Here is a 12,388-nt window from a genome sequence, read left to right on the forward strand (position 1 = left end):
CCGGCCATTGCCGGTGGAGGCTTTTCAGACGTTGCTTAAATACCCCCCCGTAGCAGCTGTCGAGCCCCGGCGAGGCTGCGTTCGGCGGCGAAGCCGTCGTGAGTTCATACGACGCGTTGTATCAGGTAAACCGCGTGCGCTGGGTTTACGACGGCTTCGCCGCCGAACGCAGCCTCGCTGGGGCTCGACAGCTGCTACGGGGCCGGGAATTGCGAGTTTTTGTCTCAGCCTGTAGGGTCGCGTTTTTTGCGCCGCCTCAAAGAGATCAACCATGCAGGATGCAACCCTCCCCCGCCCAGCCTTGCTGGGTATCGACCTTGGGACCACCAATAGCCTGATCGCCGGTGGAGGCGTTTCAGACGTTGCTCAAATAAATCCCCCGTAGCAGCTGTCGAGCCCCAGCGAGGCTGCGTCCGGCGGCGAAGCCGTCGTGAGTTCATACGACGCGTTGTATCAGGTAAGCCGCGTGCGCCGGGTTTACGACGGCTTCGCCGCCGAACGCAGCCTCGCTGGGGCTCGACAGCTGCTACGGGGCCGGGAATTGCGAGTTTTTCTCTCAGCCTGTAGGGTCGCGTTTTTTGCGCCGCCTCAAAGAGATCAACCATGCAGGATGCAACCCTCCCCCGCCCGGCCTTGCTGGGTATCGACCTTGGGACCACCAATAGCCTGATCGCCGGTGGAGGCGTTTCAGAGTTTGCTCAAATAAATCCCCCGTAGCAGCTGTCGAGCCCCGGCGAGGCTGCGTCCGGCGGCGAAGCCGTCGTGAGTTCATACGACGCGGTGTATCAGGTAAACCGCGTGCGCTGGGTTTACGACGGCTTCGCCGCCGAACGCAGCCTCGCTGGGGCTCGACAGCTGCTACGGGGCCGGGAATTGCGAGTTTTTGTCTCAGCCTGTAGGGTCGCGTTTTTTGCGCCGCCTCAAAGAGATCAACCATGCAGGATGCAACCCTCCCCCGCCCAGCCTTGCTGGGTATCGACCTTGGGACCACCAACAGCCTGATCGCCGTCTGGCAGGACGGTCGGGCGCAGTTGATTCCCAACGCCCTCGGTGATGTCCTCACCCCCTCAGTGGTCAGTCTCGATGAAGACGACAGCATTCTGGTGGGCAAGGCTGCCCGCGCGCGCCTGACCACGCATCCGGAGCGCACGGTGGCGGCGTTCAAGCGTTTTATGGGCAGCGACAAACAGTTCGAACTGGGCGGGCGGCAATTCAGCCCGGAAGAACTTTCGGCGCTGGTGATCGGTTCGCTCAAGCAGGACGCCGAAGCCTGGCTCGGCCACGCGGTGCACGAGGCGGTGATTTCGGTACCGGCGTATTTCAGTGACGAGCAACGCAAGCGCACGCTGTTTGCCGCCGAGCTGGCTGGCCTGAACGTGTCGCGGCTGATCAACGAACCGACCGCCGCCGCCATGGCGTACGGGCTGCATGAGCAGAAGTTCGAACGCACGCTGATATTCGACCTGGGCGGCGGCACCTTCGACGTCACGGTGCTGGAATATGCCCTGCCGTTGATCGAAGTGCATGCCTCCACCGGCGACAATTTCCTCGGTGGCGAAGACTTCACCGCCGCGCTGCTGCAAGCCTGCCTGAAAGACTGGCAACTCACCCCGCAAATGATCGATGGCCAGGGCTTGGCCAGCCTCGGCGATGCCTTGGAACAACTCAAATGCAAACTCGGTGAAGGCACCCAGCACCTGAGCTGGAACGGTGCTGGTGCATTGCGCGAATGGTCGCTGGATGAAGCCTCGGCGTTGAACATCTGGGAGCCGCTGCTCGCCCGGTTACGCGCGCCCATCGAGCAAGCGCTGCGCGATGCCCGGCTCAAGCCCAGGGACCTCGACAGCCTGGTGATGGTCGGCGGTGCCACGCGGATGCCGGCGGTGCAGCAAATGGTCGCGACGCTGTTCGGGCGCCTGCCCTATCGCCATCTCGACCCGGACACGATTGTCGCGCTGGGCGCTGCCACCCAGGCCGCGTGCAAGGCCCGGGACAGTGCCATCGAAGAACTGATCCTGACCGACGTCTGCCCCTACACCCTGGGCATCTCGACCAATCGCGGTGAAGACGTCAGCGGCGCCTTCTCGCCGATCATCGAGCGCAATACGGTGATCCCGACGTCCAGGGTGAAACGCTTTTACACGACTCATCCCCAGCAAACGCTGATCCGCATTGAGGTCTACCAAGGCGAGCGGCCGTGGGTGCGGGACAATATTTTCATCGATGCCTTCGACGTCGCGCTGACACCCAGCGAGCAGACCGAAGCGCTGGATGTGCGCTTCAGCTACGACATCAACGGCTTGCTTGAAGTCGACGTCACCCTGCTGGCCAGCGGCGAGCGTCATAGCCACAGCATCGACCGCAGCCCCACCGGGCTCGACCCGCAGTCGCGGCAAAATAGCCATGAACGGCTCAGCGCCCTGAAAATCCACCCACGCGATACCCTGCCCAACCGCACGTTGCTGGCGCGCCTGGAGCGAGCCTGGGCGCAAAGCCTGGGTGACGAGCGCGAACAGATTGCTGATTGGCTGGATACCTTCACCACCGTGCTCGGTGGCCAGCAATCGGTGGAGATTGCCAGCCATCGCTCACAGCTCAATAAAGCCCTGGATGAACTGCGCCTTTAGTCGTTAAGCCGCCGCAAGGCCACCTGCAAACCGCCGGACAAGGTGTCTTCACCGCCGCTGTCCGGTGGCACGCCGTAGCGGTTGGGCAATTTGTCGCCGGGAAAGCCGAACAACAGCAACGGCATGAACGGCAGCACTGGCGACAGACAGCCAAAAATCAGCAGCGTGGGAATCCCGCGCCCCATGTCATGCAGTCGACGCAGAATCGCGCCGAGCAACAACGCGACGCCCAGCAACAACACGCCAATGCCCGAGAGCGCAGTGCCGCTCATCAACGCCAGATACGGGGTGATCAACAGACACCCCAGCACCTGCCCGATAAACGCCTTGCGCCCGAGCCGGGAACCCAGACGCCAGAACGCAGTGGCCGGCACAGGCCGAGTGTCGCTGTTGGCCAGCAGCAGGCGTTCGTTCCAGGACAGCAGGGCGGTTAGCGCCAGACGCAGGCCCACGCTGTTCGCGGTGTCATCCTTGCCGTACTGCAAGATGCTTAGCACCTTGTTCCGCGGCACCCCTGCCGCGCCATGACGGACCAGGCTTTTCAGCGTATCGAGGAGTGAATAAACCACCAGTTTCTCGACACCGAAATCCGCCAATACTTTTTCAGGCGGCCACACCGGCTCGCCTTTGATCAAGCCATTGCGGAACCCTTCGAACCATTCATCTTCGCAACTGACGGCGGCGATGGATTGCAACAGCGCGCGGTGCTGCTCGGCATTCAGCGTCGGATCGTGATACAGCACACCCCAGAGCAACATCAGCCCCAATACATCTTCGCCGCAGGCGTCAGGATCGCTTTCAATGCAGGTATAGAGTTGCGCATTACCCGGCAGCGCCGCGCTGTCGAGGGCCTGTTGTACGTTGAACAGCTTTTGCACGAGCAAGCCATGCACCGGATCGCTGGGTTGCAACCAACCCAGTAAACCGCTGCAACTCCCTTGTTCGCGTTGCAAACGCCGCAGCAGCGGTTGGAGCCGACTCAGAGGATGAGCCGGGTTGACGTCCAGCCGCTCCAGGCAGGCCGAATCGATCAACGCCAGCCAACGTTCCGGCTGGTCGAGCAATGTCAGCAGGAACATCGTTTGAGCGTGCCATTGCCACATCGACTCGCCTTGGGCAATGGCCGGCAATACCACGCCGCGTTGCTCCAACTGGACCAGCAGGCTCAAACCGCGCAAGTCCACGTCCGCTTGCGCGTCTTGCAGATCGAACGCCTGATCGATCCGCACCAGCGCGGACTGATCGTAAGGCCGCAGCCTGCGCAACCAGAGGCGGCCAATGTTGTGCGGTTCGTCCTTTGTCAGCTCCTCGGCCAGTTGCGGCTGAACCGAACGACTGCTGAGGAACGCCTTCATCGCCAACGGGATTGGCGCCTGATTCAGCCAGCACAGTTGCTGCTCGGCCTGATACTTGAACCCGCGCAGCACCAGGCCTTCGAGGGCATCGACCGGCTGCGGTTCGTCGAGTATTTGTTGCAACAACCCCACATCGCCACGGCGCAAGGCCCAGGCATGCTGGTACAGCTGCTGCAAACGGGAATCCGCAGCCTCGCCTAGCAGCAAGGCCAGCAGAGGCAGCTCATCCCCGGTCATGCGCCAATCGACAAAGGCAGCCGGCAAGCCTTGCAGGTTGAGTTGCCCGACTCCAAGCCAGCGAGCCAGCGTCTCGGGACGTTGTGAAGGGCTGCCATAGATCTGGCTGCCATCGGCAAGGTTGGCGGGCCAGGCGCGGACATTCTCCAGACGGTCAAATGCCTGGATCAGCAGCGCCAAAAAGTCCGGCTGGCGCTTGGCGCAAAGTTCCAGCAAACGGTTTTCGGCCTTAGGGTGGCGATGTTCTTGCCACAACCGGATCCAGCATGGCAGCGCCTGATCCTCCAGGCCCAGCAAGCTGTTTTGGCAGGCCAGCAGATACAGCCAGTCGACATCGTCAGGGGCTTGCGCCTGTTGCTCGGCGCACTGTTGCCGCAGACCGACGCCGCCGATACCCGCCTGGGTGAACTGCACCAGCAGACGCTGGATGAATGCGTCATCTGCCGGCAGCGGCACACAGGTGTGGTGGCTGGCGAAGTCTTCGAACTCATGCAGAGGACGATGCTGGAAGATGTAGTCGAGGCTGCGGGCATACCAGAGGGTTTCGATTTGCACAGGCACGGGCCAATCGCCCATCAGCGCCGTGTCGAACGGATCGGGACCCTTGATGCGCTGCAGGAACGCTTCGACTTCTCTCGCCTGGTCGAACTCCAGATCCAGCAATTGCTGTTCCCAGGCCAACCGTTGCGCCAACAGATTCGCGCAGCGGTACGACAAAGGGCCAGCGTTGGCCAATGGGTGGAACAGCCCCCAACTGAGGTCATCGAGCGCGTCCAGCGGCAATTGATCCAGCGCTTTGACAAAGGCTTGCCAGGCCTGCGGATTGAAACGCCGCGCCGGGTCCTGGAGCAACGCGTAAAAATCCACCAGGGTCTGCGGCATCTCAGGGATGCCCGCACCCTCCTCTTCTACGTCGTCCTCTTCCTGCCGGGCGAAACGGTTGGCACTTTCATAGGCTTCACGCAGTGCCTGGAAGCCTTCGGGATCACTTTCCGGATGATGCTGAGGCAGACGCGCGCGGTAGGCATCCCGAATCAGTGCCTGGTCTTTGGTGGGCTCTATGCCCAGACGTATCCAGCAAGTCATGACCAGTCGAACTCCCCTAAAGATGCCGGGCGCTGCGGCGGATCAAGCTCCAGGTGCCAAGGCAAGCCGGCCAGGAAAACCGGCATGTTTTGGCTCAGGCCGCGAGCGATGCGCAGACTGCTCGAACATTCACCTTGTCGGTCCAGTTCGTAAGCAAGCGTATCGTCACTGCTGCTCAGGCAGCCCCAGAACGCGCGACCGGTCAGGAATCCGTTGAAATAGGCAAACCAGTCGTCATAGTGATATTGCGCCCTGACGGCCAGACGCCAATGCAGCCAGAGGCTCTCGGGAAGATCGATCCACCCGTTGCGCACCGCACATCGCAACAGAAACCCCATGCGCCCCAAGTCCCACGCCTGGATACCACCCGAACCGCAGCCCTCAAAGGTACGGCTGGCAAACTCATGCAAGATGCGCTCACGGGGTTCCAGTGTCTGGAGTAACGCCTGCCATTCACCGGGCAAACAGCGTTGCCATGAGCGATAGGCTGCTTCGAGGTGTGTGGCGTGACCGTTATCGGTCATTCTTTCGAGCATGCCCAACAACTGTGGCCGGTCATTGATGCCCCAGCTGCATTGCAGGTCGATAAATTCCGGATCGGAATAGAACGCGGGCTCGTCGTATTCGGCACGAGGATTGAGGGCAACCATTGGCGCGGAAAGACCGCATAGCCAACGCTGTTGTATCTCTTCCATGAAAAAAAGCTCCGGGCCGACCAGGCAGAATGGGAGTCGGCAAAACTGCGCGGATTGTAGAGAAACCGGCTCAAGGCAGCAAAGTATGCATTTCGTTTTTTGCTGGAAAATAAAAAGGCCCCGACACGTCGGGGCCTTCATTTAGCGGGTTACAGCGGGATCACGCGAATCTATTTCTGCGCATGACACTCAGTGCTGCAGCGCCGGCTTCTGCGTCCCATTGATCGGGATGCGCTTGGCTTTCGCTTCTTCTGGAACAACCCGCAGCAGGTCGATGCTCAACAGGCCATTGCTCAGGTCGGCAGCCTTGATTTCGATGTGATCCGCCAGACGGAACGACAGCTTGAACGCACGCTGGGCGATGCCTTGGTGCAGGTAGGTCACGCTGTCATTGGCGTCACGCTTGCCGCCGCTGATGGTCAGCACACCCTTCTCGACTTGCAGCTCCAGGTCTTCTTCCTGGAAACCGGCGGCCGCGACAACGATGCGGTATTGGTCATCACCGTGCTTTTCAACGTTGTACGGTGGGTAGGTGCTGCCAGGTTCGTTGCGCAGGGCGGTTTCGAAAAGGTCGTTGAAACGGTCGAAGCCTACCGAGGAACGGAACAGTGGTGCGAGGGAAAATGCAGTACTCATGGTTCAAATCTCCTGAAAACAATCAGCAAGGTTTTTTGTCTCCGCGACCCGAATTCGGCATCGCGTAACCCTTAGATAGGGACCGCTGATTGCATTTCAAGAGATTATTTTCAGATTTTTTTAGGCCGCTTCGGCGACTTGCAGGCCGAGTAAACGCGAAACCTGATCGAGCTCGGTTTCACGCCGCAGGACGGTAAACAGCTCCACCGCTTCGGGATAATTGCGGGTCAGCATCGCCAGCCACTGCTTCAAGCGTCCCGGCGATTGACGGGCCGTCATCTGCGCCTTGGCTTGCAGCCAGAAGTCCTGGATCAGCGGCAACAACTCCGCCCAAGTCATCTCGACCACTTCTTCACCGGCGCGCGCAGCGGCGATTTGCCGGGCCAGGTCCGGACGCGACACCAGGCCGCGACCGAGCATGATGTCTTCCACGCCGCTGATTTCACGGCAACGGCGCCAGTCTTCAACGCTCCAGATATCGCCGTTGGCGAATACAGGGACTTTGACCACGTCTTGCACGCGAGGAATCCATTCCCAGTGCGCCGGAGGTTTGTAGCCATCGGTCTTGGTCCGCGCGTGAACCACGATGTGCGCCGCGCCGCCTTCGGCCAGGGCCGTGGCGCAAACCAGCGCGCCGTCCGGGCTGTCGAAACCCAGGCGCATCTTGGCGGTGACCGGGATATGCGCCGGCACCGCACGACGCACGGTTTCAACGATCTGGTTGAGCAGTTCAGGTTCTTTGAGCAGGACCGCGCCGCCACGGGACTTGTTGACGGTCTTGGCCGGGCAGCCGAAGTTCAGGTCGATGACTTCGGAACCCAGCTCGCAGGCCAGCGCGGCGTTTTCCGCCAGGCAGACCGGGTCGGAACCGAGCAGTTGCACGCGCAGCGGCACGCCGGACGCGGTGCGGGCGCCAGTCAGCAGTTCCGGGCCGAACTTGTGGTAATAGGCAGGCGTGAGCAATTGATCGTTGATCCGAATGAATTCGGTCACGCACCAATCGATACCGCCGACGCGGGTCAGCACGTCCCGCAGGATGTTGTCGACCAACCCCTCCATGGGCGCCAAAGCAATTTGCATGGAAAACACACTCAACGAAAAACGTGCGGCAGTTTACTGGTTTCAGGGTGCAGAAGGTATTTCGTCAGACGGGGCGGTGGCGATTGTGCTGACGCCTTCGCGGGCAAGCCTCGCTCCTACACGCCGCAAAACCTGTAGGAGCGAGGCTTGCCCGCGAAGAGGCCCGCCCAGACACCTACGAAGGAACTTGCAACGCCGGGCCATAGCCCTCGATAAACTCCGCCGGCATGCGCTTGGGCTTGCCGGTGGAGAGTTCGATGCAGACAAAAGTGGTCTGGGCGCGCAGCAACGTGGTGTTGTCGCTGGGACGCTTGAGCTGGAAGTGACGTGTCATTTTCAGGCGCTGGTCCCAATCGACGATCCAGGTCGCCAATTGCAACTCATCGCCTTCATAGGCGGCGGCGAGGTAATCGATCTCATGCCGAACCACGGCCATCGCCCGATCCAGCCGCCGGTACTCGACCAGGTCCAGGCCAAGCCGCTGCGAGTGGCGCCAGGCACAGCGCTCGAGCCAGGTCACGTACACCGCGTTATTCGCGTGGCCCAGCCCGTCGATGTCCTCGGCGCCGACTTGCAGATCAATGATAAATGGCGTTGCCCGATCCCAGCCCATGCCCCACTCCCGGTCAGATAATTTCGACCGGGGCAGTGTAACGGATGCTCAGGCCGATTGCCGCGCCTGAAGGCTGCGGCCGGACAGCAGTGATAGCACCCCATCAATCACCCGAGGGTCTGCCATCACTCGGTGGTGACCGCCCTCTTCCAGGCGCAACAGGCGACTGTCGAACCAGGCTTCGTGAATCAGTTGGGATTCCTTGGCGCTGACATAGCGATCGTCTTCGGCGTGGACGATCAGCCCCGGCATATCGAGCTGGTAGTGCGCGACATCCAGGGTCGCAGCGCGCATCCCGACGTCTTTCTCGACCTGACGGATAAACGCTGAACGCGCCTTGGGCGGCAGCTTGACCATTCGGGCGAAACCGCGCAGTACGCCAAGAATCCGCGCCGGAGCACCAATCGTGACCAGGGTTTCGGTACGCAGTCCCAACTGCACCGCGAGCATCGCACTGGCGCCACCCATGGAGTGGCCAATCACCGCTTGCAGGGGCGGCAACTCAGCGGCTGCTTCGAGCATGGCCCGGGCGAACAACACCACATTGGCCTCGCGACCCGGCGAACGACCGTGAGCCGGACCATCCAGGGCCACTACGGTGTAGCCGGCATCCACCAGCGCTGTAATCAGGTTGGCAAACTGGGTAGGCCGACCTTCCCAGCCGTGCATCAGCAGTACCGTCGGGCCCTGCCCCCAGCGCAACGCCGAGAGGCCAAAGCGCAGGGTGATCCGCTCGGATTTCGCCAGCAGCGGTAATTCCCAGTCACTGGGGGCAAACGAGCGCGGTGTCATAAACGCCAGGCGCATTTTGCTCGCGACCAGTTGGGGTGCGAACCAGCCCAAGGTGCCATTAACGCCACGAACCCACTTTAACGTGCTCATCGCTCCACTCCTCAGGCTATTTCGCCTTCAGGTCATAGCACCGCTGATTTGGCGGCGCGCAGCAATCGATCGGACAATTCGCCTGGCCCCAGCGCCCGCGCCAGAGCCAGACCACCGACCATCAAGGCCATGTCGGCCAAGGCTTTGTCGGTGTCTTCCGGACTGGCCGCCAACTGCGCGACCATCAGTTCTACGTGTTCATTCAATGCCACACGGAATTCATCCGGCAGTCGTCCCAGTTCACCGACCGAAGCCGGGATCGGGCATGCCGAGCTGGAAGAATCACGGTGTTTGCGCGACAGGTAGAACGCAGCGACCAATGCGCGGCGCTCTTCGCCGGTCAACTCGGCATCCATGTCGGCAATCAGCTCCCGGCGGTGGCCGAGCAACTGCTTGAACGCTTCCAGCATCATCGCGTCCTTGCTTTCGAAGTGAGCGTAGAAGCCGCCGACCGTCAGGCCAGCCGCCCCCATCACTTCGCCCACGCTCGGCTCGGCCGGGCCGCGCTGGATCAGCGCTGCGCTGGCAGCCTTGAGGATGCGTTCGCGGGTTTGAGCTTTTTTATCGTTCATCGTTGCCTCCGAATATTACGACTAGAATATTATTCGCATAATAAATTTGCGCAAGTCATGGGTGTGACCGCTGGTCTGAAGAACAGTTTTGAAGAAAAAGGAGAATTGGCCAAACGCCAGACAAACAAAAGGGCCATTCAATAATTGAATGACCCTTATAAATCCCGCAGAGCGGGTAATCGTGGCGTCCCCTAGGGGACTCGAACCCCTGTTACCGCCGTGAAAGGGCGGTGTCCTAGGCCACTAGACGAAGGGGACACAAACCCTTCTATACAGCTGATCAGTGCTGAGCGCTGATCGATTCAAGGCCGGTGTGGCCAGACCTTGAACTGTAAAATTGGTGGAGCTAAACGGGATCGAACCGTTGACCTCTTGCATGCCATGCAAGCGCTCTCCCAGCTGAGCTATAGCCCCGATTTATCGCCTGGCGGCGGAGCAGCATCTTGCGACACTACTTCTGTAAAACTGGCGTCCCCTAGGGGACTCGAACCCCTGTTACCGCCGTGAAAGGGCGGTGTCCTAGGCCACTAGACGAAGGGGACGCAAACCCTTCTATACAACTGATCAACGCTGAGTGTTGATCGCTTCAAGGCCGGTGTGGCCAGACCTTGAAGTGTAAATTGGTGGAGCTAGACGGGATCGAACCGTCGACCTCTTGCATGCCATGCAAGCGCTCTCCCAGCTGAGCTATAGCCCCTCATCGCTGAGGACGGGGCGAATCTTAATGGCGCATCGGAAGGCTGTCAAACTTATTTTTAAAATATTTCAAAGTTTTTTGCCGACATAACAATCACTTACCGCCAAACCCCATAAATCCGAGGCCATACCCGGTCCTGTAGCAGCTGCCGCAGGCTGCGTTCGAGTGCGCAGCACTCGCGATTCGGCCGCCCTGCCCTTTCAGACAGATTGTGTCGCTGCCATAAGGGGCCGCTACGCAGCCCAACGCAGCCTTCGGCAGCTGCTACAGAGTACGGTGGGAATCAGGCGATATTGCCCAACAGTTTTTCCCACTCCTTGTTTTCCTTCTTCGACACGCCACCGAGCAAGTCGAGGGCCTGGCGCAGACGGAAACGCGTCAGGTCCGGGCCGAGGATTTCCATCGCGTCGAGCACCGACACCGAACTGGCCTGCCCGGTGATCGCAGCGAACATCAGCGGCATCGCATCCCGCAGCTTGAGCTCCAGGGATTCGACCACGGCCTGGATGGTCGCGGTGATGCTGTCCTTCTCCCACTGACGCAGGCTTTCGAGCTTCCACAGGATCAACTGCATCAACTGACGAACCTGATCACCCGAGAGTTTCTTGGATTCGAACAGCTTGGCATCCGGATTCACGCCACCGGCGAAGAAGAAGCCGGCCAGCGGTGCAACCTGGCTGAAGGTTTCAACCCGGCCCTGCACGTGCGGCGCAATCTTCATCATGTATTCAGGATTCAGCGCCCAGGTTTGCAAGCGGCTGGCGAACTCTTCCACCGGCAAGTCACGCAGCCATTGGCCGTTGAGCCAGGACAATTTCTCGATATCGAAAATCGGCCCGCCGAGGGAGACGCGGCTCAGGTCGAAGTTGTCGACCATTTCCTGCAACGAGAACTTCTCGCGCTCGTCCGGCATCGACCAGCCCATACGACCCAGATAGTTGAGCATCGCTTCCGGCATGAAGCCCATGCGCTCGTAGAACGTCACCGAGGTCGGGTTCTTGCGCTTGGACAGCTTGCTCTTGTCCGGGTTACGCAGCAGCGGCATGTAGCACAGCTCCGGTTGTTCCCAGCCGAAGTACTCGTACAGCAGAATCAGTTTCGGCGCCGAAGGCAGCCACTCTTCACCGCGCAGCACGTGGGTGATGCCCATCAAATGGTCATCGACCACGTTGGCCAGGAAGTACGTCGGCAGGCCGTCGGTCTTCATCAACACTTGCATGTCCATGCGATCCCACGGGATCTCGACGTCGCCACGCAACATGTCCGGCACTACGCACACGCCTTCGCTCGGCACTTTCATGCGGATTACGTGGGGTTCGCCAGCGGCCAGACGACGGGCGACTTCTTCCGCAGACAGCAACAGCGCACGGCCGTCGTAACGCGGGGTTTCGCCGCGAGCCATTTGCTCGGCGCGCATCTGGTCCAGTTCTTCGGCGGTGCAGAAGCACGGGAAGGCGTGGCCCATTTCAACCAGTTGCTGGCAGTACTTCTGATAAATATCGCCACGCTCGCTCTGACGGTAAGGACCGTGCGGGCCGCCGACGTCCGGGCCTTCGCTCCAGTCGATACCCAACCAGCGCAGGGCGTCGAAAATCTGCTGTTCGGACTCGCGGGTCGAACGCAATTGGTCGGTGTCTTCGATCCGCAGGATGAACTCACCGCCGTGCTGCTTGGCAAAGCAGTAGTTGAACAATGCGATGTAAGCGGTACCTACGTGGGGGTCCCCGGTAGGCGATGGCGCGATGCGCGTGCGGACGGTGGTCATGGCAAGTCTCGAAATAAAGGTCAAACAAAGGGCGAATGGTAACAGGCGATACCCGCCCGGCTCCAGTCAGCAGGGCATTTAAGCCAAGGTTGCGTCTACAACGCCCGTAAGCCGTGGTGAATGGCCGAATATCAGCCGATGGC

Annotated in this window: 9 protein-coding genes and 4 tRNA genes; 1 reads left to right on the top strand and 12 read right to left on the bottom strand. The window is 60.6% G+C overall.

Annotated elements, in window-relative coordinates; translation table 11 throughout:
* Positions 1 to 935: 935 nt before the first annotated feature.
* Complete coding sequence (locus NK667_RS16805) at positions 936 to 2,627, top strand: molecular chaperone HscC (protein ID WP_249574226.1); 1,692 nt, start codon at positions 936 to 938, stop codon at positions 2,625 to 2,627.
* Here NK667_RS16805 and NK667_RS16810 read toward each other — a convergent pair.
* From NK667_RS16810 to gltX, 12 genes are all read right to left on the bottom strand, one after another.
* Complete coding sequence (locus NK667_RS16810; RefSeq protein ID WP_054615518.1) at positions 2,624 to 5,305, bottom strand: DUF805 domain-containing protein; 2,682 nt, start codon at positions 5,303 to 5,305, stop codon at positions 2,624 to 2,626. The genes NK667_RS16805 and NK667_RS16810 overlap by 4 nt on opposite strands.
* On the bottom strand, positions 5,302 to 6,000 hold the full coding sequence (locus NK667_RS16815; RefSeq protein ID WP_054615519.1) for a DUF1266 domain-containing protein: 699 nt from the start codon (positions 5,998 to 6,000) through the stop codon (positions 5,302 to 5,304). Before NK667_RS16815 ends, NK667_RS16810 begins: the two co-directional genes overlap by 4 nt.
* A 189-nt stretch (positions 6,001 to 6,189) precedes the next feature.
* Positions 6,190 to 6,636, bottom strand: a complete 447-nt coding sequence (locus tag NK667_RS16820) for an Hsp20 family protein (RefSeq protein ID WP_054054113.1) — start codon at positions 6,634 to 6,636, stop codon at positions 6,190 to 6,192.
* A gap of 120 nt (positions 6,637 to 6,756) precedes the next feature.
* Entirely contained in the window at positions 6,757 to 7,716 is a 960-nt protein-coding gene (locus NK667_RS16825; RefSeq protein WP_054054115.1) for a tRNA dihydrouridine synthase, read from the bottom strand.
* A 175-nt stretch (positions 7,717 to 7,891) separates the two neighbouring features.
* Positions 7,892 to 8,329, bottom strand: a complete 438-nt coding sequence (locus tag NK667_RS16830) for an acyl-CoA thioesterase (protein WP_054615520.1) — start codon at positions 8,327 to 8,329, stop codon at positions 7,892 to 7,894.
* Positions 8,330 to 8,377: 48 nt separating this feature from the next.
* Positions 8,378 to 9,211: an alpha/beta fold hydrolase gene (locus NK667_RS16835; RefSeq protein ID WP_054615521.1), complete on the bottom strand. Its 834-nt coding sequence runs from the start codon at positions 9,209 to 9,211 to the stop codon at positions 8,378 to 8,380.
* Positions 9,212 to 9,243: 32 nt separating this feature from the next.
* Complete coding sequence (locus NK667_RS16840; RefSeq protein WP_054054121.1) at positions 9,244 to 9,783, bottom strand: TetR/AcrR family transcriptional regulator; 540 nt, start codon at positions 9,781 to 9,783, stop codon at positions 9,244 to 9,246.
* A 182-nt stretch (positions 9,784 to 9,965) separates the two neighbouring features.
* Positions 9,966 to 10,041 (bottom strand) — tRNA-Glu (locus NK667_RS16845).
* 80 nt (positions 10,042 to 10,121) lie between these two features.
* Positions 10,122 to 10,197: transfer RNA gene (locus NK667_RS16850), tRNA-Ala, on the bottom strand.
* A 52-nt stretch (positions 10,198 to 10,249) separates the two neighbouring features.
* Positions 10,250 to 10,325 (bottom strand) — tRNA-Glu (locus NK667_RS16855).
* A gap of 79 nt (positions 10,326 to 10,404) precedes the next feature.
* Positions 10,405 to 10,480, bottom strand: a tRNA-Ala gene (locus NK667_RS16860).
* A 283-nt stretch (positions 10,481 to 10,763) separates the two neighbouring features.
* On the bottom strand, positions 10,764 to 12,245 hold the full coding sequence (gltX, locus tag NK667_RS16865) for a glutamate--tRNA ligase (RefSeq protein ID WP_054054123.1): 1,482 nt from the start codon (positions 12,243 to 12,245) through the stop codon (positions 10,764 to 10,766).
* Between the last annotated feature and the right edge of the window lie 143 nt (positions 12,246 to 12,388).

The sequence above is a fragment of the Pseudomonas nunensis genome (genome assembly GCF_024296925.1).
Taxonomy (GTDB): Bacteria; Pseudomonadota; Gammaproteobacteria; order Pseudomonadales; family Pseudomonadaceae; genus Aquipseudomonas; species Aquipseudomonas nunensis.

Coding starts and splice junctions, on each gene's coding strand:
- NK667_RS16805 (WP_249574226.1), top strand. CDS start 936: ATGCAGGATGCAACCCTCCCCCGCCCAGCCTTGCTGGGTATCGACCTT.
- NK667_RS16810 (WP_054615518.1), bottom strand. CDS start 5,305: ATGACTTGCTGGATACGTCTGGGCATAGAGCCCACCAAAGACCAGGCA.
- NK667_RS16815 (WP_054615519.1), bottom strand. CDS start 6,000: ATGGAAGAGATACAACAGCGTTGGCTATGCGGTCTTTCCGCGCCAATG.
- NK667_RS16820 (WP_054054113.1), bottom strand. CDS start 6,636: ATGAGTACTGCATTTTCCCTCGCACCACTGTTCCGTTCCTCGGTAGGC.
- NK667_RS16825 (WP_054054115.1), bottom strand. CDS start 7,716: ATGCAAATTGCTTTGGCGCCCATGGAGGGGTTGGTCGACAACATCCTG.
- NK667_RS16830 (WP_054615520.1), bottom strand. CDS start 8,329: ATGGGCTGGGATCGGGCAACGCCATTTATCATTGATCTGCAAGTCGGC.
- NK667_RS16835 (WP_054615521.1), bottom strand. CDS start 9,211: ATGAGCACGTTAAAGTGGGTTCGTGGCGTTAATGGCACCTTGGGCTGG.
- NK667_RS16840 (WP_054054121.1), bottom strand. CDS start 9,783: ATGAACGATAAAAAAGCTCAAACCCGCGAACGCATCCTCAAGGCTGCC.
- gltX (WP_054054123.1), bottom strand. CDS start 12,245: ATGACCACCGTCCGCACGCGCATCGCGCCATCGCCTACCGGGGACCCC.